The organism is Nonomuraea sp. NPDC049028, from assembly GCF_043197735.1.
In the GTDB taxonomy this organism is placed as follows: domain Bacteria; phylum Actinomycetota; class Actinomycetes; order Streptosporangiales; family Streptosporangiaceae; genus Nonomuraea.
Genome location: NZ_JBICTR010000010.1, coordinates 268,077 through 287,936, shown reverse-complemented (window position 1 = coordinate 287,936; position 19,860 = coordinate 268,077). Strand labels below are relative to the sequence as shown.

Genomic DNA, 19,860 nt, shown 5'->3' with positions numbered 1-19,860 from the left:
GCCACGCAAGTTCATGTGGGCCTTGCGTGAGATCGGATCGGCCTGCAAGGAGGCCCCATGACCGTCACTCAGGCCGCCCCGGTCCTCCGGCGCGCGGTTCAGCAAAATCGGGACAACCGCTGGTCCATCCTGGTGCTGCTCTGCCTGAGTCTGCTCCTGATCACCGTGGACGCGACCGTCCTGCACATCGCCGTGCCCACTCTCACCGCGGCGCTGGAGCCGACGGCGGTGCAACTGCTCTGGATCATCGACATCTACTCGCTGGTCGTGGCGCCACTGCTGCTCCTGTTCGGCACGCTCGGCGACCGCTACGGGCGCAAGCGGCTGGTGCTGGCGGGTTACGTGCTGTTCGGCGTGGCCTCGGCCGTCGCCGCCTTCTCTCCCACGCCGCTGGTCCTGATCCTGGCCAGGGCGCTGCTCGGGGTGGGCGGCGCAATGATCATGCCGGCCACGCTGTCGCTGATCCGCCAGGTCTTCCCCGACCGGCGTGAGCGGGCCATCGCGCTGGGCGTCTGGAGCGCGGTCGCCGCGGCGGGAGCCGCCGTGGGGCCGCTGATCGGCGGGGTGCTCGTCGGCATCTGGTGGGGCGCGGTCTTCCTGATCAACGTGCCCATCCTGCTCGTGCTGCTGCCCGCCGCCGCCCGGCTGCTGCCGGAGTCGCGGCACCGTGGCGGGCAGCCGTGGGACCGTCTCAGCGCCGCGCTGTCCGTGTTCGGCATCCTGGCGGTGGCGTTCGGGCTGAAGGAGGCGGGAGCGGGCAGCCTGATCCCGTTCGGGGCCTCCGTCCTGGTCTTCCTCGCCGGGGTGGGGCTGCTCGTCTGGTTCGTCCGGCGGCAGCTGCGGCTGGCCTCGCCGCTGCTGGAGGTCGGGCTGTTCCGGCGGCGTGAGTTCGGCACCGGGGTCGCCGGGGTGCTGCTGGGTGTGTTCGCGCTGGTGGGGCTGCAGCTGATGCTGGCGCAATACCTGCAGCTCGTGCTCGGCGACACTCCGCTGCTGGCCGCCGTACGGATGCTGCCGCTGGTGATCTCGGCGATCTGCGGCGGGCTGGCCGCGGCGCACCTGCTGCCCCGGATCGGCCTGCGCGCCACCATGAGCGGCGGGCTCGGCCTCGTCGCGCTCGCCCTCACCCCCACGCTCACCTGGGGCGTCGAGGCGCATCCCGTGATGCTCTCGGTCTGCTTCGTGGGCGTCGGGTTCGGCGTACAGGTGGCGCTGCTCGCCGCCTCTGACACGATCATGTCCTCGGCCCCCGAGGCCCAGGCGGGCGGGGCGGCGGCCATCGAGGAGACCGCCTACGAGCTCGGCGCCGGGCTCGGGGTCGCCGTGCTCGGCACGATCACCACGATCGCCTACGCGCCCGCGTTGCCCGCCGTTCCCGGAGTGTCCGGCGGTGGCATGGACGAGGCCAGGCAGTCTCTCGCCAGCGCCGCGCACGTCGCCGACAAGGTCGGCGGTGGCGCCGGCGGTGCGCTGCTCGACGCCGCCCGGTGGGCCTTCGTCAATGCCCTGCACACGACCGTCGTCGTGAGCGTCGTTCTGCTCAGCCTGACCGCCATCGCCGTGGCCACGCTGCTGCGCCGTGATTGAGGTGTGTGATGTCCCGCTTAGGGCAGACAACAACCGTGAGACAGTCCCTCCATGATCTCGCTTCCCTGGTCGCCCGCATCGGCGTGGGCGGCATCTGCTTCGCCAACGGCTGGACCAAGCTCGAAGACGGCCTGAACGCCACGGGGGCGAAATTCCTCGCGCAGGGCGCGCCCGCGCCGCGCGCCTGGGCCACGGTCACCATGCTCACCGAGCTGATCGGCGGGGCACTGCTGATCGCCGGACTGATCGTGTCGGTGATGGGGCTGATCCTCTTCGCCGAGTCCCTGGCCGTCTTCCTGATCGCGCCGCCGCTCAACCCGATCACCACGAACGAGCTGATCCTGCTGGGCGTGGCCGCGCTGCTGCTGGCCGTGGTGGGGGCCGGGCGGGTCTCCGTGGACCACCTGGTGGTGATCCGGCGCAGGGAATCGGCGGCGGCGAACGAGTTCGCCGCCGAGACGGAGGCCGACGAGGTCATCGCGGCGCTGCGCGACCCGGACGCTCCCGGGTTCCGCCCGCCCGCCCGGCCCAAGTCCTCAGGGTCCTCAGGGTCCTCGAGTTCTGGTGGCTCGTCGAGCGGCAAGTCGTCAGGAACGCGGTCGTCGTCGAGTTCACGCTCCGAGAGCGAGCCGGAGAGCTCCGCGCAGGAGGACACGGCACCGCACGCCCGGCCGCGCCGGCCGTCGAGCGAGCCCGGGGACGAGCCCACTCCCTCGCCCGCGTCGGGCGACACGCTCGTGGCCGGGCGCAAGAAGCCCCCGGCCCGCGGCCGCCGCACGACCACCGACGAGTGACCCCCGCCGGGAGGCGGTCACCGGGTCACAGCTCGGCCGTCAGCCGGGCGATCACCCGCATCTTGTTCATCGCGTCCAGGGCGGCGACCTTGTAGGACTCGGCGAGCGTCGGATAGTTGAACACGGCGTTGACCAGGTAGTCGACCGTGCCGCCGCAGCCCATGACGGTCTGCCCGATGTGGACGAGCTCAGTGGCGCCCGTGCCGAACACGTGGACGCCCAGCAGCCGCCGGTCCTCGGAGGAGACCAGCAGCTTGAGCATGCCGTAGGAGTCGCCGATGATCTGCCCGCGAGCCAGCTCCCGGTAGCGCGAGATGCCCACCTCGAAGGGGATCTTGTCCCGGGTCAGGTCGTCCTCGGACTTCCCGACGAAACTGATCTCCGGGATGGTGTAGATGCCGATCGGCGGCAGCTCGTTCGTCTCCTCGACCGGCTCGCCGCAGGCGTGCTGCGCGGCCAGCCGGCCCTGCTCCATCGAGGTGGCGGCCAGCGCGGGGAAGCCGATGACGTCGCCGACGGCGTAGATGTGCGGGACGGGCGTGGCGTAGTTCTCGTCCACCTTGATCCGGCCCCGGTCGTCGGCGGCGAGCCCGGCCGCCTCCAGGCACAGCTCCTCGGTCTTTCCCTGACGGCCGGCCGAGTACATGACGCAGTCGGCGGGGATCTTCTTCCCGCTCTCCAGTACGGTCAGCGCCCCACGGGGCCGCCGCTCGACCGCGGCGACGTTCTCCCCGAACCTGAAGGTGACGGCCAGGTCCCGCAGGTGGTACTTCAGCGCCTCCACGATCTCCAGATCGCAGAACTCCAGCATCCGGTCGCGCCGCTCGACCACGGTCACCTTGGTGCCCAGCGCCGCGAACATCGAGGCGTACTCGATGCCGATGACCCCCGCCCCGACGACGACCAGAGTCTCGGGCACCCGGTCGAGGTGCAGGATCGCGTCGGAGTCGATGACCGTCTTGTCGTCGAACTCCACACTGGACGGACGGGCCGGCGAGGTGCCCGTGGCGATCACGATCTTGTCGGCCGTGACCTTCTTCTCCTCCTCGTCGCCGGTGATCCCGATGGTGTGCGGGTCGAGGAACCGGCCGGTGCCCTGCAGCATCGTCACGTGGTTGCGGCCGAGCTGGCTGCGGATCACCTGGATCTCGCGGCCGATCACATGCTGGGTGCGCATGCCGAGGTCGGCGACCGTGATCTCTTCCTTCACCCGGTAGCTCGCCCCGTACAGCTCCCGCTGGTTGAGGCCCGTGAGGTAGAGGACCGCTTCACGCAGGGTTTTGGAGGGGATCGTCCCGGTGTTGATGCACACGCCGCCGAGCATGTGCGTCTTCTCTACGACCGCGACCCGCTTGCCGAGCTTCGCCGCGGCGATCGCTGCCTTCTGCCCGCCGGGGCCGGTCCCGAGTACGAGGACATCAAAATCAAAAGGGGCCACACATCAAGTGTCCACCTATCAGGACATCCCCGCCATGACACGATCGACGATTCCCTGGGTGCCCTCCTGGCGGGCGCAGTGGGCACAGCAGTACCAGTGATCGCCCGACTGGACTCCGTGCCCGATCACCCGGGTGCCGCAGTGCTCGCAGATGGGCGCCATGGACTGGATGGCGCATTGGAAGGAGTCGAACGTGTGCACCGCCCCCTGGGCGTGCACCTCGAAGGACATGTCGTAATCGTTGCCACACGCTTCGCAGACGGCCATGGCCGGGGAATACCCGCTTCCCCCTCCTCATTGCCTCAACGGACGGCAATTTTCCGTCCGTACACCGAGGTAGCCGGCCACCAGGGGCACCGCCAGCAGTCCCAGCGCGGCGAGCGCGCCCGGCAGGCCGACCCGGGCCGTCAGGGCGGCCACGAGCAGCGGGCTGATGACGAACCCGGTGTAGGAGATCGCGGAGACCGTGGACACCAGCACCCCGCTCGCGTCGTCGGCCGCCGCGCGGCTGAGCACGGCGGGCACCAGCGGCCCGAGCGCGAGCCCGGTCAGCGCGAACCCCGCCATCGAGGCCAGGACCGAGCCGCCGAGCCCCGCCAGCGCCATGCCCGCGACGCCACCCACCCCGCTCACCAGGTAGAACGTCCGCAGCGTGAGCCGGGGCAGCGCGTGCGCGACGATCCGGCCCAGGGTGAGCGCCGCCATGTAGACGGCCGGGGCCGCGCTCGCCACCAGTGCCGAGGCTCCCCGGTGGTCTTCGAGCAGCAACACCGACCACTGTTCGACCGAGTTCTCGATGATCAGCACGCACGCGGCCAGCGCGCCGAGCACGAGGGCGACCCGCCACCGCCGCCTGCCGCCCGCTCCCCCGGCGGCGGGCAGTCCCCGGCCGATGCGCAGGGCGGTCAAGGACAGCGACGAGGCGATGACGATGACCGCCGCCGTCACCAGCACCGCGCCGGTGCTCATGCCCAGCGACCGGGCCAGCCCGGTGGCGGGAGCGGCGACGATCACGGCGACCGGGAAGGCGGCGTGCACCGCCTGGAACAGCCGGCGCCCGCTCTCCCGCTCGGCCCGGCCGGTGGCCAGGTTCAGGGCGATGTCGAGCGCCCCGCTGGCCATGCCGACCAGCAGCAGCGTCAGCCCGAGCGCCACCGGCGAGCCGGCGGGCGCGATGGCCGCCACGCTCAGCGCGAAGGCCACGGTGACCGCGATCAGCGCCGTACGCTCCCTGCCGCCGGCCAGCCGCCCGGCAACCGCCATGGCCGGAATCGCCCCCACCGGCACCGCGCTCAGTGCCAGCCCGAGGTCGGCCGTGGACGCGCCGAGTTGTTCCTTGATCGCCGGTAGCAGCGCCGACCAGGAGCCCCAGAACCCGCCCCAGGCCGCGCTGACCGCGATCAGCGGTATGCCGCGTTCCCCCACCAACCCCCCTCGCCGTGCATTACGGTTGTGTGCCAGTAAAGATCGTCAATGTCCTAAATATCCTCCATCGAAGGGTTTATCGTGCTCACGCGAACGGTCATCGCGGCCAGTCTGGCCGCCGCCGGGATCGCCGCTACCCCCGCAGCCGCCACTGCCGCCCCCACCGCTCCGGTCAGCGCCGCCGCCTCCGCGAGCGCCGCCCCGTACTCGCCGGAGAGGGTGTGCGGCCCTGGCTTCCGCCGGGTCAAGGACGGTCACCGCGCGATGAGGACGCGCGAGGGCGCGGTGTTCGGACACGTGTACCTCATGTATAACAAGCGCTCCGGGAAGAACTGCGTGGCCGCCATCAAGACGGCCTACCTCAGCACCAAGACCACCACGGGCGCCAGCATCGAGGTGCGGGGCGGCGGCCGGTCCGAGGACGTGCAGAAGTACCGCTTCTACGCCGAGACCGGTCACGTCGACGGCAGCTGGAAGTGCGTGAAGTACTGGGGCTGGACCCGCGACCCCAGCGGCCGCGTCGAGGCCCGCGGCGGCCGCAACTCCTGGGGCAACTGCGCCGGCTGACCCCCACCGGCCCGTCCGCGCCGGCCGCGCGGACGGGCCCGTCTGCGGGCGTCCCGGCCCTCCGGTGAACGCCTCGGGCGCATGTAGCCGGGCGTCCCCGCCACCTCCCCGGTCTTGGTCAGCGACATGTCGTGCGTACGGGCGATGCCGAAGTTGTCACACATCGGTGCCCTGTCGCGTCTTCCCCATGTCACGACTTACCGATGGAGGTCCCTATGTCTCAGCGGCTCAACGTCATGAAGCTCGCCCCCGAGGCCTACCAGGCGTTCTTCGCCGTGGAGAAGTATCTGCACGCGTGCGGGCTGCCGGTCGGCACGATTGAGCTGGTCAAGCTGCGGGCCAGCCAGATCAACGGCTGCGGCTACTGTGCCGACATGCACAGCCGGGCCATGAAGAAGGCGGGCGAGAGCGACGAGCGGCTCTGGTCCGTGGCCACCTGGCGCGAGGCGACGGTCTACACCCCGGCGGAGAAGGCCGCGCTCGCGCTGACCGAGGAGGCGACCAGGCTGGCCGACCGGGCGGCCGTCCCTGACGAGGTGTGGCAGGAGGCGGCCGAACACTACGACGAGCAGCAGCTCGCCTCGCTGATCGTGGCCATCGCGATGATCAACGCCTGGAACCGGATCGGCGTCACGGCCAGGCTCACGCCCGGCGCCTGAGTAATTCTGCCGGGGGGAGGCGCCTCCCCCCGGTAGAAATGCATGGAACGGCCGGACGGCCCCGGTTAGGTTGTGGCACATGGCGGCTGCAACTCGCCGCCAAGCCACCGTCAAGCGGTGGCGCGCACAGTGCACATAGAGGCTGTCGAAGGCGAGCGCGAGAGGGGGCAGATCATGAGACGCGTGCGGATCGTCAAGTCGGCGAAGCGGCGACAGGACCGGAACACGGGCCTGGACCTGCGGTCCCCATCGGGCCGCCGACTCCCTTACTGAATCGCCACTTACACCTATCTTACCGAGGCAGCTGTAGATAACATAGGTAACAAGAACGTCACGGGGGGCTCACGATGAAGAGACTAGTGGTGGTGCCGCCACACGTCGCCCGGCACAAGATCCGCGACATCCGGTCGGGAGAGCGCCACAGGCCCGTCGTGCGCGAGCACGACCCCAAGGTCGTCGATCTCCAAGCCTACAGTGGCCGCAACGTCATCCGGCTCCCCGACGGCCCCACCCCCGCCGCCTGATTCCCGACGGTCAGCCGTAGAGCTTCTTGGTGTAGGTCTCGCCGTAGTAGCTCTCCAGCTGCTCGAGCGTCTCCTCGACCTTCTGCACGTCCTTGACCAGGGTCGCGTGCGAGGGCAGCGCGTCGGACTCCCAGCTGTCGGGCTTCCACAGCGCCGAGCGCAGGAACGCCTTGGCGCAGTGGAAGAAGATCTGCTCGATCTCCACCACGAGCGCCAGGTGCGGGCGATGGCCCTTCACGATCATGTCGTCGAAGAACGGCGCCTCGCTGATCAGCCGGGCGCGGCCGTTGATCCGCAGCGTCTCGTTGCGCCCAGGGATCAGGTAAATCAACCCCACGTGCGGATTTTTCAGGACATTGCGGAAGCCGTCCGCCCGGCGGTTGCCCGGCCGGTCGGGGATGGCGATCGTGGTGTCGTCGATGACGTACGTGAACCCGGCCGGGTCACCCTTGGGCGAGACGTCACAGGTGCCGTCGGCGTCGGAGGTGGCGATCAGGCAGAACGGCGAGCTCGCCAGCCACTGTCTGTCGCGCTCGTGCAGCTTCGGCCGGTCCTTGGTGGCCGCGCGCGGCATTACCTCGCCCAGTAGTTCGCGCAGTTCCGCTTCCGACTCGATCTCCACCCAGCTCATGCCGTCTCCCTTCGAGGGTTTGGCCAATTCTCTCAGGGAATCGGGTGGAGCATCCGATGAGGGGTACGCAAGGCAACGCTGACCGGATCGTTCCTGATGCCCTTCAGACCCGGTCCGGGGCGTACCTCCGTCTCCCCGATCGGCACCTGCACGTCACAGGCGGCGCAGCGGGCGGCGCCGTCGATACGGGAGCCGCAGGCCAAGTGGTGGAAGACGCGGCGCGGGCCGGTCCCGGACAGGTGGCGCTCGCCCCACTCGGCCAGGGCCAGGACCGGCGGCCAGAGCTCATGGCCCACGGGGGTCAGGACGTACTCCTCGCGCGGCGGCGAGTCCTGGTAGCGGCGCTTGTCGAGGACGCCCGCCTCGACGAGCGTGGCCAGCCGTTGCGAGAGCACCGCGCGGGGGATGTCCAGGTGGGCGAGGAAGTCGCCGAAGCGCCGTACGCCGTACATCGCGTCGCGCACCACCAGCAGCGTCCAGCGCTCGCCGATCACCTCCAGCGCCCTGGCCAGCGAGCAGTCCTGAGCGTCGTAGTTCTTACCCAGCGCCATGAGACCCCATCGGTTCGTTCATTGAACTATGGTAGCTTGCCCGGCATGAGTTCAATCACTGAACCAAGGCCGGTGATCGCGCCCCTCCGGCGAACGCTCGCCGTGGCCTCGTCGGCGCCCCTGCTCGTGCTGACGAACTTCACGGTGCCGACGGTCACGCTGCCCCTGACCGCGCACGAGCTCGGCGCGGGCCCGACCGGACCGGTGTGGATCCTGGGCTCGATCTCGCTCGGCCTGGCGGCGCTGCTGCTGGTCTCCGGTGGGCTGGCCGACGACTACGGCCGCAAGCGGGTGCTGGTGGCGGGCACGGCCGTGCTCGCGGTCGCCAGTGTGGTGGCCGCGGTGAGCACGGCGGTGGTGGTGTTCGTGGCGGCCCGGCTGGTGCAGGGCGGCGCGAGCGCGGCGATGCTGGCGGCGAGCCTCGGCATCGTGGGCCACGCCTTCCCCTCGGGGACGGAGCGGGTGCGGGCCACCGGCCGCTATGGCGCGATGATCGGGCTGGGCACCATGGTGGGGCCGCTTTTGTCCGGGGTGCTGGCCGAGGTGGCCGGCTGGCGGGCGGCGTACTGGCTGATGGCGGCGTGCGCGCTGGCCCTGGCCGTGGTGTCGGCGCGCACGCTGGAGGAGTCGCGCTCCCCCACGCCCAGGCGGTTCGACGTGCCCGGTGTGGTGCTGCTCAGTCTGGGCGTCGCCGCGCTGCTCGCGGGCGTGACCGAGGGCCGTCTCGGCTGGTCGCGGCCGGTGGTGCTGGTGGCGTTCGCGGTGGCGGCCCTGCTGGTGACGGCCTTCGTGCTGGCCGAGCGGCGGCGGGCGGAGCCGCTGATCGACCTGGAGCTGTTCCGGCGGCCGGTGTTCCTGGTGGCGACGGGTGGGGCGCTGGTGGTCGGCGCGGCGGTGGTCGGGCTGCTCACCTACCTGCCGACCGTGCTGCAGACGGCGCACGGCATGACACCGCTCGGGACCGCGCTGCTGTTCGTCCTGTGGTCCGGGCTGTCGTTCGTGGCCTCGCTGCTGTCGCGGTACCTGCGGCTGCCCACGGCCGCGCGGCTGGCGCTCGGGCTGGCGCTGACGGCGCTGGGCTTCGCCGGACTGCTGGGCCTGGGCGGGGAGTTCGTGCCCGCGCTCGTGGTCGGCGGGCTGGCGGTGAGCGGGGCCGGGGCCGGGGTGATCAACTCCTCGATCACCCATCTGGCGATCGAGAGCGTGCCGTCGCATCGGGTCGGCATGGGGTCGGGCGCCAACAACACCGCCCGGTACGTGGGCAGCTCACTGGGGGCGGCCGGGGTGGCTGGGGTCATCGGCGGGCTCGGGGCGCAGCAGGGGGTGGTGGTCGCGGTGGCGGCGTGCATCGCGCTGACGGCGGTCACGGCAGTGGCCGCACTCGTCACCCGCCACTGAGCCACGCCCCCTTGGAGGACAGTGGCTACCAGCGCCGGGCCTGGCTCAAGGCGTCGAGCAGCACGTCGCGCTCGGCGGCGAACCCGGCCGGGTCCACGCCTTCGCGTTCGGCGCGCAGGTGCAGCATGGTCAGCTCGGTCGCCGCCTGCTGGTAGTCGCCCATCGCCCGACCGAGCCCTGCGCCCTTGGCCCACTTGCGCGCGGACCGGCGGGCGGACAGCGTGCTCAGCATCTTGATGTCCGGTGGGGTGAAGAGCCCGGTGGGCTGGTACGCGGGCAGGTAGGTGCCTATCTTGGCCACCAGCTGCCTGCGCTCGCGTACGGTCACCAGGACGAGCCCGATGAGCGCTCCCATGATCACCAGATAGGCCGCGCCCAGCCAGCCGAGCGACTTGAGCAAGGCGGCGCCGTTCCAGAGCCCGTGCAGAAGGACCGCGCCGAGGTAGCCGAGTGGGATGGCCGCGAACCGCGCGGGGCCGCGGCGGGTGAGCGCGTACGCGACACCGAGCCCGGTCATCGCGGTGTAGACGGGGTGGCCGAGCGGGTCGATCAGCCCTCTGATCACGAACAACTGTACGGTCCCGCCCGCACCGTCCTCGGTGAACGCGTTCACGTAGTAGCCCACGTTCTCGACGGTCGCGAAGCCCAGGCCGGCCATCGAGCCGTAGACGATGCCGTCGGTGAGCCCGTCGATCTCCCGCCTTCTGACCAGGAGCAGCAGCAACGCCGAGCCCTTGAGCGCCTCCTCTATCACCGGGGCCAGGTAGGCCGTCCCCAGCTCGTCGACGGCCTGCTCGCCATAGCCGGCCCTGGCGAACATCGCCTGGCCGGCGAGGGTCAGCACGATGCCCAGCACGATCGCCACGCCCGCGCCCCACGCGAACGCGAAGCCCAGGTGCAGCCCCGGCTCGGGCTCCAGCCGGTCGAGCGAGAGCACCGCCGCGAGCAGCAGCGGCAGGGGCGCCAGCGCCAGCAGCATCGACAGGCCGAACCCGATCGGGCCGCCGTCCAGCAGCATGGCGACCAGCACGATCACCGCCAGGGCGCTCGAGATCACCAGGCAGATCAGCAGCGCCTTGCTGGGCCGCTGCGGGAGCGAGGAAGGTCGGGTCCGTACTGTCATCGCCATACCTCTTTTCGGACGGGCTCCCACTATGTATCGGGCCCGTCGACAGACGCTTGACGATTACTTGCCGAGCTTGATCACCGTGCGGCTTCCCGGTAGTAGGGATCGGCGACCCCGTCCGCGTACGAGTACACCTCGCGGCCGTCGACGAAGACCCGCAGCGCCCGGCTCATGATGTCCAGCGGGTCGCCGGACCAGATCACCACGTCGCCGTCGAGCCCCGGACGCAGGGCACCCACCCGGTCGTCGAGGCCCATGATGCGGGCCGGGTTGACGGTGATGGACCGCAGCGCCACGTCCCGGTCCAGCCCCTCCTTGACCGCCAGCGTCGCCTGGTGGACCAGGAAGTGGATCGGCACGACCGGATGGTCGGTGGTGATCGCCAGCTCGACCCCGGCGCGCGCGAGGATGCCCGGATTGCGCAGCGAGCGGTGCCGGAGCTCGACCTTGGAACGGCTGGTGAAGAGCGGCCCGATGATGACCGGAATGCCGCGCTCGGCCAGTACGTCGGCGATCAGGTGCCCCTCCGTGCCGTGGTTGATCACCACCCGGTAGCCGAACTCGTCCGCCAGCCGCAGCGCGGTCGCGATGTCGTCGGCCCGGTGCGTGTGCTGGCACCAGGGCAGCTCGCCGTCGAGGACCCGTACGAGGATCTCCTGCGTGGCGTCGCGCTCGAACGGCTTGCCCTCGTCGTCGGCCGCGGCCCGCCTGGCCCGGTAGTCCTGCGCCTTCATGAACGCGTCGCGGATCACCGCCGCCACGCCCTGGCGGGTGGCGGGCAGCCGGTTCTGGTCGCCGTAGACGCGCTTGGGGTTCTCGCCGAGGGCGCTCTTCACGCTCACCGGCTCCCGGACCAGCATCTCGTCGACGGTCCGGCCCCAGCACTTGACCGCCACCGTCTGGCCGCCGATCGGGTTGGCCGACCCCGGCTTGATCACGGCGGTGGTGACGCCGCCCGAGAGCGCGTCGGCGAAGCCCAGGTCGGCCGGGTTGATGGCGTCGAGGGCGCGCAGGCGGGCGCCGTTGGGGTCGGTCTTCTCGTTGGTGTCCTGGCCGGCCCAGCCCTCGGCCTCCTCGTGCACGCCCAGGTGGCCGTGAGCCTCGACGAAGCCCGGCAGCACCCAGCCACCGGCCGCGTCGACGACAGGGGTCCCCGGCGGTATCTCGACCTCGCGGCCGACCGCGGTGATCTTCCCGTCCTGGATCAGCACGGTGCCGCCCTCGATCGGGTCACCATCGACCGGCACGACATATCCGCTGGTGATCGCAAGATTCATAACAGCAACCTACCGTGACAGATATTTCGGCATATAGCAGTACGGCCGCTTCGCTCCTTGACCAGGGCTTGGGTAGGGTTTCGGCAATAGGGGCCTTCAGCAATAGGGCAAAGGAGAATGAATTGGCCGAGGATCAGGCCGCCTACGAGCCCGGCCCCAGCAGCCTGCCGGACGAGGACCTGTCCCACCTGCTCAGCCGGCAGCGCTTCGGCGCGCTGGCCACGCTGGGCGCCAACGGCCGCCCGCACCTGTCGACCGTCGTGTACGACTGGGACTCCGACCAGCGGGTGGTGCGCGTCGCGACGGCCGACGGCCGGCTCAAAGTACGCCAACTGCACAAGGACCCGCGCGCCGCCCTGTACGTGGCCAGCGACGACTTCTGGTCGTACGCCGTGGCCGAGGGCCTGGCCGAGCTGTCGCCGGTGAGCGTCGAGCCGGGCGACGAGGTGGGACGGGAGCTGCTGGCCATGCGGTCGGGACGGCCGGCGGGCCTCGAAGACCCGGTCGGCGCGGCCGCGTTCCTGGGTCAGGCGGTCGCGGACCGGCGGCTGGTGATCAGGCTCCGGGTGTCCCGGCTGTACGGGACGTCGCTGCCGGCGCCGCCCGCCGAATAGCCCGGCGCCTGTTGTAGGCCACCACCGCGACCACGGCCAGGATGAGTGCCAGATCTATGGTGGCCGACCAGCGCATGGCACCGGTGTGGTCGCCGCCCTTCGCTGCCGCGAAGAAGACCGCCCCGATCACCGCGACCCCGCCCGAACCGCCGAACTGCTGGGCCGTACTGAGGAAGCCCGAGCCGATGCCCGCCTGGTGCGGCGCGACCTCTACCAGCGCCGCCCCGATGAGCTGCGGGATCACCAGGCCGTTACCGAGCCCCACGAGCACCAGCGCGGCCATGATCCACGGCAGCCCGGCCCCCACCGTGCCCAGCAGCAGCGCCAGACCCGACGCGGTCACGATTCCGCCGATCATGACGACGATCAGGCCGTACCTCCCGACCAGGCGTGTCCCCAGCAGCGAGCTGATCGTGAACAGCACGCCCATCGGCGCGAACGCCAGCCCGGCCTGGAACGCGGTGAGCCGCAGCCCGCCCTGGAGCAGCAGCGTCAGCGTGAACATGAACGAGGCGAAGTAGGCCATGAACGCGGTGATCGCGCCGACACCCGCCAGGTAGGAATGCACCTTGAGCAGCGCCAGGTCCAGCACCGGCTGACCGCCGCGCCTGCCCAGCACGTACTGCCAGCGCAGCGTCAGGCCCAGGAGGGGCAGGCTCGCACCGATGCAGATCCACGTCCAGGCGGGCCAGCCCGCGCCGTTGCCGAGGCCGAGCGGCACCAGGACCAGCGCCAACCCGGCGGCCAGTCCCGCCGCGCCGAGCAGGTCCAGCCGCGCGCGCCCGGCCGGCTCGACCCTGGGCAGCAGCCAGGCGGCCAGCGGCACCACGACCAGGCCGACGGGCAGGTTGATCAGGAAGATGACCCGCCAGCCGAGCCCGAACAGATCGGCCGACAGCAGCAGCCCGCCCAGCACCTGGCCGGCGATCGAGCCGAGACCACCGGCCGCGCCGTACCAGCCCACGGCGCGGCGGCGCTCGTGCGGCGGGAAGACCGCGGAGATCATGGCGAGCACCTGCGGCACCATCGCCGCACCGGCCAGCCCCTGCAGCAGGCGGGCGGCGACGAGCTGGGCCGGGTTCAGCGCGATGCCGCACAGCAGCGACGCGATCGTGAACGCGACCACGCCGCCGATGAACATCCGCCGGTAGCCGTACCGGTCTCCGAGCCGCCCGCCGGTGATCATGCCCGCCGCGTAGGTGAAGGCGTAGCCGCCCACGATGAGCTCCAGGGCGGCGGGGCTCGCGTGCAGCTCGCGTTCGAAGGACGGCGCGGCGACGTTGACCACGAAGAAGTCGAACTGGGCCATGAACCAGGCGGACAGAAGCACGGCCAGCGTCCCGCCGAATCTCATTCCAACCACGCTAGTGGGGTGGCCCCCCGTAGGTTTCCCGGGGGGGGTTCGTCTCACGACCCTCTTGATCCGTGTGACGGTCTGTTGAGGCTGGGGTCCTTTTGGACAGATACCCCCTCCGGGGAAGAAGAGGAATCGGCCCGTCGTGGCTGGGATCCCTCGGGAGGGATACCCCGTCCGGAGGGGAAGACGAACGGCCCGTCGTGGCAGAGGTCCCCGGGGAGGGACACCCCCATCGCGGACAGCCCGTCCCGGCAGAGGCCCTTACGGAGGGACGCCCCCTCCGGGGGCGGATGTCCGGCAGGGGTCCGTGGGCGCCGCGTCAGATCCTTGCCGCTGGCGGGGAGCGGGTGGGGCGGGCAGAGTGAAGGGATGGATCATCTTTCTCACTTCGGCCGGGAGATCCGCGCGTTCGAGGCGGCGTGCCGGGCCGCTGACTCCGGTCTGGTGCCGTCCTGTCCGGGCTGGGGCGTGCCCGATCTTGTCATGCATCTGGGCGGCGTGCACCGCTACCTGGTGTGGGTCATCGGCGACCGTCTCACCGAGAAGCCGGATCCCGCGGGCCTGTCCTTCCTCGATCTGCCGGCCGATCCGGTGGGCTGGCCGGATCCGGCGAACGCACCGGCGACCGGGCCGCTGCCGGCCGGGCTGCTCGACTGGTTCGCGGAGGGCGCCGCCAAGCTGGAGGCCGCGTTCGCCACCACGGATCCGGGTGTGCCGGTGTGGACGTGGTCGGGTGAGCAGAGCGTCGGCTTCTGGTTGCGGATGCAGACGATCGAGGCGGCCATCCACCGCTGGGACGCCGAAATGGTGGCGGGGATCGCCGGGCCGATGGACGCGGAGCTGGCGGCCGACGCGGTGGGGCAGACGTTCGAGGTGATGGCCCCGGCCCGGCGGGCCTTGACGGCGGCGCCGCCCGGAGCGGGAGAGACGTACGGCTTCCGGCAGAGCGACGGGCCGGGGCGGTGGACGATCCGTTTCGACGGGGCCGACACGAGCCTCGTAGAAGAGGCCGACGCGAGTCTCATAGAAGGCGCCGACGTGAGTCTTGTGGAATCGGGCGGCTGTGACGTGGAGGTGGTCGGGACCGCGTCGGACCTCATGCTGTTCCTGTGGCACCGCATCCCGTACGAGCGGCTCGACGTGCACGGTGACCGGGCCGTGCTCGACCGATACTTCACCCTCGTCCCACCCGTCTGAGCCCCTCGTCCCACCCGTCTGAGCACTCTCCTCCCGCCCGTCCGAGCCCCTCGTCCCACCCGTCTGAGCACTCTCCTCCCGCCCGTCCGAGCCCCTCGTCCCACCCTTCTGGGCACTCTCACCCCGCCCGTCCGAGCGATCCCCCGGCAGGTGGCGTACGCCGTTCAGTCCAGCGTGTCGCCCAGTGACTCCAGGAGCTCCTTGAGCTCGCCGGCCAGGGCGGCGCGCCGGGGCTCGGAGAGCGCGGCGAGCAGCCGGCGCTCGGTCTCGACGTGATCGGGCAGCACCCGGTCGATCAGCTCCCGGCCCTCCTCGGTGAGGGCGACATACACGACTCGGCCGTCCTTCTCGCTGGGCGTACGGGACACCAGGCCCCGGGACTGGAGGCGGTCGAGGCGCTGGGTGATCGCCCCCGAGGTGACCATGGCCGACTTCATGAGCTCGGCCGGGGTCAACGACCGCCCATTGCGCCGCAGCGTGGCGAGCACGTCGAACGACGCCGAGTCGAGCCCGTGAGCGCTGAACGTACGGGTCAGCTCCGTGCCGATCAGCCGCGACAGCCGTGACAGCCGCCCGATGATCGCCATTGGCGACACGTCCAGGTCAGGCCGCTGCTCGGCCCACTGCTCCAGCACCCGGTCAACATGATCAGTCACCATCCCACCCTATCGGATGTCTTAGCGGTGAGATACATTGTCTTAGTGCTAAGAAATCGACCTGCCCTGATCATGGTGACCGCGCTGGCCCCGGCCATCTGGGGGACCACCTACCTCGTCACCACCGAACTGCTGCCGCCCGGCCGCCCGCTCCTGGCCGCGGTCGTCCGGGCCCTGCCCGCCGGGCTGCTGCTCCTCCTGCTCACCCGGCGCCTGCCGCAAGGGGTGTGGTGGTGGCGCGCGTTCGCGCTCGGCGCGCTCAACATCGGGTTGTTCTTCGCGCTGTTGTTCATCGGCGCGTACCGGCTGCCCGGCGGGGTGGCCGCGACCATCGGCGCGGTGCAGCCCCTTCTGGTCGCCGGCCTGTCCTCCGGCCTGCTCGGCGAGCGCCTGTCCGCGCGTACGGCGATCGCCGCCGTGGCGGGTGTGGCCGGTGTCAGCCTCCTGGTGCTGCGGGCCGACGCCCGGTTGGACGCCGTCGGCATCGCCGCTGCGGCCGGGGGCGCGATCGTCATGGCCACCGGAGTCGTCCTCAGCAAGCGGTGGACCTCACCGGCGCCCCTACTCGCGACCACCGGCTGGCAGCTGGTGGCCGGCGGCCTGCTGCTGCTCCCAGTGGCCCTCCTCGTCGAAGGACCGCCGCCCGTCGCACTGACCCCGGCGAACCTGACCGGGTACGCCTACCTCGCCGTCATCGGCTCGGCCGTCGCCTACTCGCTGTGGTTCCGGGGGATCCGCGCCCTGTCCCCCACCCACGTCACCTTCCTCGGCCTGCTCAGCCCGTTGGTCGCCACCGCGCTGGGGTGGCTCGCCCTCGGCCAGTCGCTCACCATTGCCCAGATCGTGGGCGGGCTCGTCGTCGTGGCGGCCCTCATCGCGGCCCAGACCAGCCGCCCTCGTCGCGGCCCAGAGCAGAAGCCGCCGGGTCAGGCGGACGCGCCCGCTCGTGACCGGCTGATCCCCACGCCCTGACCGTCCGATCCGCACCCTCTCATCCCTCTCATCCCTCACTGCCGATCAAGGAGAAATCATGCGCATCACCGTGTTCGGAGCGGCGGGCAGCGTCGGCGCTCGTGTGGTCGCCGAGGCGCTGTCCCGTGGCCACGAGGTCACCGCCGTCGTACGCGACCCGGCCCGCTTCCCGTCACTGCACCCCGGCGCCCATCCCCAGGTCGGCGACGCCGCTCATGTCGAGGACGTGACCAGGCTCGGCACCGGTCAGGACCTCGTGATCAGCGCGACCCGCCCGCCCACCGCCCGCGAGCACGATCTCGTCACGACCGCCAAGGCGCTGCTGGCGGGGCTCGCGGGGACCGGCGTCCGGCTGCTGCTCGTCGGCGGGGCGGCCGGGCTGACCGTTCCCGGGTCCGGCGGGCGTACCGTGCTCGACGACCCGCGCTTCATGTCCGACGCCTACCGCGACATCGCGCTGGCCTGCAACGCCCAGCTCGAAGCCTGCCGCGCGGAGACCGGCGTGGACTGGGCGTACCTGAGTCCGGCCGCGGTGCTGGCGCCGGGCGAGCGTACCGGCGTCTACCGGCTGGGCGCCGACGAGCTGCTCTTGGACGCCGAGGGGAACTCGGCGATCTCCATGGAGGACCTCGCGGTCGTACTGCTGGACGAGGCGGAACGGCCCGGGCACCACCGGGTCAGGTTCACCGCCGCGTACTGACGCCACCCGGCGACGGCGTCAACGGTTCCCGACCAGCCGGGTGGTCTCGTCGTCGGCGGGGAAGTACGCCTCGACGGCGACCCCTTCGAGCGTGATGTCGAACGCGGCGCCGAACGTCGTGATCGTACTGAAGAAGCAGAGCTCGTCCCCCCGATGCGTGATCCGTACGGGCAGCGCGATGTCGGCGGGGTCGGGCAGCGGCGCCTCGCCATCGTCTCCATAGGCCAGCAGTTCCTCGTAGAGCGCGCTCAGCTCCGGATCCCCCGCACGGGCGACCTGCCTGGCGAGCCGGGGCAGCAGGAAGCCGCGGACCTGCGCCAGGTTCCGCACCCGCGGCGCGAACCCGTCCGGGTGCAGGCCAAGCCGCATCATGTTCACCGGCGGCTCCAGGAGGGACGGGGCCACGTCGTCGAGGAAGACGTTCATGGCGTCGTTGGCCAGCAGCAGGTTCCACCGGTGGTCCAGGGCCATCGCCGGATACGGCTCGTGCCCGCGCAGGATCCGCTGGAGCGCCTCGTGCGCCTTGCCCAGATCGGGGTCGTCAAGCGGGCGCTCGGGGTAGATGGGCGCGTACCCGGCCGCGAGCAGCAGCCGGTTGCGCGCGCGCAGCGGCACCTCGAGCTGTTCGGACAGGCGCAGCACCATGGACCGGCTGGGGATCGTCCGCCCGGTCTCGACGAAGCTGACGTGGCGCGCGGACACGTCGGTCTGGAGGGCCAGGTCGAGCTGCGTGAGCCCGCGTCGGTGCCGCCAGTCCCGCAGCAACTCCCCTATCGGCTGATCCATGTTCATACCGGCCGGTTCTACCTGGCCCGCCGGGATGGTGTCGATTACCTGTCATGTCATGCCCGCCTGGTTGACGCCCGATTTTAGGCAGTTTACAAGTCTTTGACCGTTTTGTTAGTGTTCGTCCCGCCTAATCCACTCACCTGCGTGGAGCCGGGGACCCAAGTTCCCTCTGGGGCGAATCGGCATCGCCGTAGGGCCACTTCCAGGCCCGAGCCCGTCAGCTAACCCGGTAGGCCGTATGGAAGGACACAGCAGTGGCTCCCCTCGCCATCTGCCTGGCGGCTGCCGTCGCCGGGCTCACTCTGGCCGCTCCGGCTCACGCCGAGCCCACCACCCCTGCCGGCCCCACCACCCCTGCCAGCACTGAGAGCAAGCCCGTCCAGCAGACGAGCCAGACCACTCCGGCCTGGAAGGTCGCCCTCAAGTTCGCCATGAAGAAGCGCGGTATCCCGTACGTCTGGGGCGGGACCAGCGACAGCGGCTACGACTGCTCCGGGCTCATGCTCAAGGCGTACGAGCACGCCGGGATCGAGTTGCCGCGCACCACGACGGAGCAGTACTCCGCGTTCTCCAAGAAGATCTCCTGGGACCACCTCAAGCCAGGTGACCTGGTCTTCTTCCACGGGCTCGGGCACGTGGGGATGATCTCGAGACCCGGATACATGGTGCACGCGCCGCACACCGGAGACGTGGTCAAGGAGGAGAAGCTCTCCGACTGGCGCAGGGACTCGTTCGCGGGCGCCGTACGGCCGGACCCCAAGGGCGTGCGGCTCTCCATCGAGCAACGCAAGACCGCCATGCTCACCACCGGCCTGCGGCCAACGGCGGGGGCCCTGCGGATCAAGGTCCGGTAGCGCCCCGGCTCAGTGACGGAAGCCGTCACGGCGTGCGGAACCCCCGGAAGGTCACGGGCTTGCGGGTCTCGAAGCCGAGCCGCTCGTAGAGGGCGATCGCGCCGGTGTTCGCCTCGGCCACGTGGATGAAGGGCCGTTCGTCACGAGCCACGATCCGCGCGACGAGCGCACTGACCAGGCGGGCGGCATGGCCTCGCCCGCGTGCCTCGGGGGCGGTGCAGACGGCGCTGATCTCGGTCCACCCCGGCGGCCGGAGTCGCTCACCCGCCATCGCCACCAGGGTGCCGTGGTCGCGGACGCCGAGATAGGTGCCGAGTTCGCGGGTACGCGGCCAGAACGGCCCCGGCTTGGCCCGCGCGACGAGGTCGAGCATCTCGGGCACGCTGTCCCTGCCGAGTTCGACCACCTCGGTGCCGGTCTCGGCAGGGCGGCGGCCGCCGCCGGACCAGGTCATCTGGCGGCCTTCGAGGACGAAGACCGGCTCCCACTCCGGCGGTGGCACCGATGCGCAGCTGAACATGTCGGCCAGCTCGCCCCGGCCGAGCAGCCGGGCGAGGTCGGCCCACTCCTGCGGATCCGGGTCTGCGGTCACCGCGGAGAAGGTCGCGACATCCGGCTGGTACGTGGCCGCCCCGCCGAGCCGGCGGGCATGGTGCGCGTGGTGACCGCGCAGCGATGCGCCCACCGGGTCATCGAGTGCGGTGGCGTCCCGGTTCGCCATGGTGCTGTGCCTCTCGTGTCGTA

Annotated in this window: 22 protein-coding genes and 1 riboswitch; of the genes, 11 read left to right on the top strand and 11 right to left on the bottom strand. The window is 71.0% G+C overall.

Annotated elements, in window-relative coordinates:
• Positions 1-57: 57 nt before the first annotated feature.
• Positions 58-1,587 (top strand): MFS transporter, encoded by a 1,530-nt coding sequence (locus tag ACGFJ2_RS37920; RefSeq protein ID WP_358198340.1) that lies wholly within the window; start codon positions 58-60, stop codon positions 1,585-1,587.
• 35 nt (positions 1,588-1,622) lie between these two features.
• Positions 1,623-2,381: a DoxX family protein gene (locus tag ACGFJ2_RS37915; RefSeq protein WP_358198347.1), complete on the top strand. Its 759-nt coding sequence runs from the start codon at positions 1,623-1,625 to the stop codon at positions 2,379-2,381.
• 25 nt (positions 2,382-2,406) lie between these two features.
• On the opposite strand, the gene sthA is transcribed toward ACGFJ2_RS37915, so the two are convergent.
• From sthA to ACGFJ2_RS37900, 3 genes are read right to left on the bottom strand one after another with little or no spacing between them, the layout of a single operon-like run.
• A complete protein-coding gene (gene sthA, locus ACGFJ2_RS37910; RefSeq protein ID WP_357940241.1) occupies positions 2,407-3,819 on the bottom strand; it encodes a Si-specific NAD(P)(+) transhydrogenase in 1,413 nt (470 codons plus the stop codon).
• Positions 3,820-3,837: 18 nt separating this feature from the next.
• Positions 3,838-4,086 carry a hypothetical protein gene (locus tag ACGFJ2_RS37905; protein ID WP_357940239.1) on the bottom strand — a complete coding sequence of 83 codons (249 nt, stop codon included), beginning with the start codon at positions 4,084-4,086 and terminating at the stop codon, positions 3,838-3,840.
• 27 nt (positions 4,087-4,113) lie between these two features.
• Entirely contained in the window at positions 4,114-5,244 is a 1,131-nt protein-coding gene (locus tag ACGFJ2_RS37900) for an MFS transporter (protein WP_357940237.1), read from the bottom strand.
• 81 nt (positions 5,245-5,325) lie between these two features.
• Here ACGFJ2_RS37900 and ACGFJ2_RS37895 point away from each other — a divergent pair, with 81 nt between their 5' ends.
• The 3 genes from ACGFJ2_RS37895 to ACGFJ2_RS37885 all read left to right on the top strand — a co-directional run bounded on the left by ACGFJ2_RS37895 (position 5,326) and on the right by ACGFJ2_RS37885 (position 6,994).
• Complete coding sequence (locus ACGFJ2_RS37895) at positions 5,326-5,811, top strand: hypothetical protein (RefSeq protein WP_358198379.1); 486 nt, start codon at positions 5,326-5,328, stop codon at positions 5,809-5,811.
• A 215-nt stretch (positions 5,812-6,026) separates the two neighbouring features.
• Positions 6,027-6,470, top strand: coding sequence for a carboxymuconolactone decarboxylase family protein (locus ACGFJ2_RS37890; protein WP_357940232.1), 444 nt, complete (start codon positions 6,027-6,029; stop codon positions 6,468-6,470).
• A gap of 347 nt (positions 6,471-6,817) precedes the next feature.
• Positions 6,818-6,994: a hypothetical protein gene (locus ACGFJ2_RS37885; RefSeq protein WP_357940229.1), complete on the top strand. Its 177-nt coding sequence runs from the start codon at positions 6,818-6,820 to the stop codon at positions 6,992-6,994.
• 10 nt (positions 6,995-7,004) lie between these two features.
• Here the strand turns inward: ACGFJ2_RS37885 and ACGFJ2_RS37880 are convergent, their stop codons facing one another.
• Positions 7,005-7,625: a pyridoxamine 5'-phosphate oxidase family protein gene (locus ACGFJ2_RS37880; RefSeq protein ID WP_357940227.1), complete on the bottom strand. Its 621-nt coding sequence runs from the start codon at positions 7,623-7,625 to the stop codon at positions 7,005-7,007.
• Positions 7,626-7,657: 32 nt separating this feature from the next.
• Entirely contained in the window at positions 7,658-8,176 is a 519-nt protein-coding gene (locus ACGFJ2_RS37875) for a helix-turn-helix domain-containing protein (RefSeq protein ID WP_357940225.1), read from the bottom strand.
• 45 nt (positions 8,177-8,221) lie between these two features.
• On the opposite strand from ACGFJ2_RS37875, the gene ACGFJ2_RS37870 reads away from it, so the two are divergent.
• Positions 8,222-9,574: an MFS transporter gene (locus ACGFJ2_RS37870; RefSeq protein WP_358198409.1), complete on the top strand. Its 1,353-nt coding sequence runs from the start codon at positions 8,222-8,224 to the stop codon at positions 9,572-9,574.
• Positions 9,575-9,599: 25 nt separating this feature from the next.
• On the opposite strand, the gene ACGFJ2_RS37865 is transcribed toward ACGFJ2_RS37870, so the two are convergent.
• Positions 9,600-10,697: a PrsW family intramembrane metalloprotease gene (locus tag ACGFJ2_RS37865; RefSeq protein WP_357940221.1), complete on the bottom strand. Its 1,098-nt coding sequence runs from the start codon at positions 10,695-10,697 to the stop codon at positions 9,600-9,602.
• Positions 10,698-10,777: 80 nt separating this feature from the next.
• Complete coding sequence (locus ACGFJ2_RS37860; RefSeq protein WP_357940219.1) at positions 10,778-11,977, bottom strand: amidohydrolase; 1,200 nt, start codon at positions 11,975-11,977, stop codon at positions 10,778-10,780.
• Positions 11,978-12,099: 122 nt separating this feature from the next.
• On the opposite strand from ACGFJ2_RS37860, the gene ACGFJ2_RS37855 reads away from it, so the two are divergent.
• Complete coding sequence (locus tag ACGFJ2_RS37855; protein WP_357940217.1) at positions 12,100-12,591, top strand: TIGR03618 family F420-dependent PPOX class oxidoreductase; 492 nt, start codon at positions 12,100-12,102, stop codon at positions 12,589-12,591.
• Here ACGFJ2_RS37855 and ACGFJ2_RS37850 read toward each other — a convergent pair.
• Entirely contained in the window at positions 12,533-13,945 is a 1,413-nt protein-coding gene (locus tag ACGFJ2_RS37850; RefSeq protein WP_357940215.1) for an MFS transporter, read from the bottom strand. The two genes, ACGFJ2_RS37855 and ACGFJ2_RS37850, sit on opposite strands and share 59 nt — an antisense overlap.
• 372 nt (positions 13,946-14,317) lie before the next feature.
• Between ACGFJ2_RS37850 and ACGFJ2_RS37845 the strand changes: the two genes are divergently transcribed.
• Entirely contained in the window at positions 14,318-15,145 is an 828-nt protein-coding gene (locus ACGFJ2_RS37845) for a maleylpyruvate isomerase family mycothiol-dependent enzyme (protein ID WP_357940213.1), read from the top strand.
• A 164-nt stretch (positions 15,146-15,309) separates the two neighbouring features.
• Here ACGFJ2_RS37845 and ACGFJ2_RS37840 read toward each other — a convergent pair whose 3' ends face one another.
• Positions 15,310-15,804, bottom strand: coding sequence for a MarR family winged helix-turn-helix transcriptional regulator (locus ACGFJ2_RS37840; RefSeq protein WP_393476752.1), 495 nt, complete (start codon positions 15,802-15,804; stop codon positions 15,310-15,312).
• Positions 15,805-15,873: 69 nt separating this feature from the next.
• Between ACGFJ2_RS37840 and ACGFJ2_RS37835 the strand changes: the two genes are divergently transcribed.
• Positions 15,874-16,773, top strand: a complete 900-nt coding sequence (locus tag ACGFJ2_RS37835; protein ID WP_393477147.1) for an EamA family transporter — start codon at positions 15,874-15,876, stop codon at positions 16,771-16,773.
• A gap of 58 nt (positions 16,774-16,831) precedes the next feature.
• Positions 16,832-17,473 (top strand): NAD(P)-dependent oxidoreductase, encoded by a 642-nt coding sequence (locus ACGFJ2_RS37830; RefSeq protein ID WP_393476749.1) that lies wholly within the window; start codon positions 16,832-16,834, stop codon positions 17,471-17,473.
• An 18-nt stretch (positions 17,474-17,491) separates the two neighbouring features.
• On the opposite strand, the gene ACGFJ2_RS37825 is transcribed toward ACGFJ2_RS37830, so the two are convergent.
• A complete protein-coding gene (locus tag ACGFJ2_RS37825; protein WP_393476746.1) occupies positions 17,492-18,265 on the bottom strand; it encodes a helix-turn-helix domain-containing protein in 774 nt (257 codons plus the stop codon).
• A 111-nt stretch (positions 18,266-18,376) separates the two neighbouring features.
• Positions 18,377-18,513, top strand: a riboswitch (cyclic di-AMP (ydaO/yuaA leader).
• 3 nt (positions 18,514-18,516) lie between these two features.
• Between ACGFJ2_RS37825 and ACGFJ2_RS37820 the strand changes: the two genes are divergently transcribed.
• Positions 18,517-19,116, top strand: coding sequence for a C40 family peptidase (locus ACGFJ2_RS37820; protein WP_393476743.1), 600 nt, complete (start codon positions 18,517-18,519; stop codon positions 19,114-19,116).
• 25 nt (positions 19,117-19,141) lie between these two features.
• Here ACGFJ2_RS37820 and ACGFJ2_RS37815 read toward each other — a convergent pair whose 3' ends face one another.
• Positions 19,142-19,837: a GNAT family N-acetyltransferase gene (locus ACGFJ2_RS37815; protein WP_393476740.1), complete on the bottom strand. Its 696-nt coding sequence runs from the start codon at positions 19,835-19,837 to the stop codon at positions 19,142-19,144.
• Positions 19,838-19,860 lie beyond the last annotated feature (23 nt).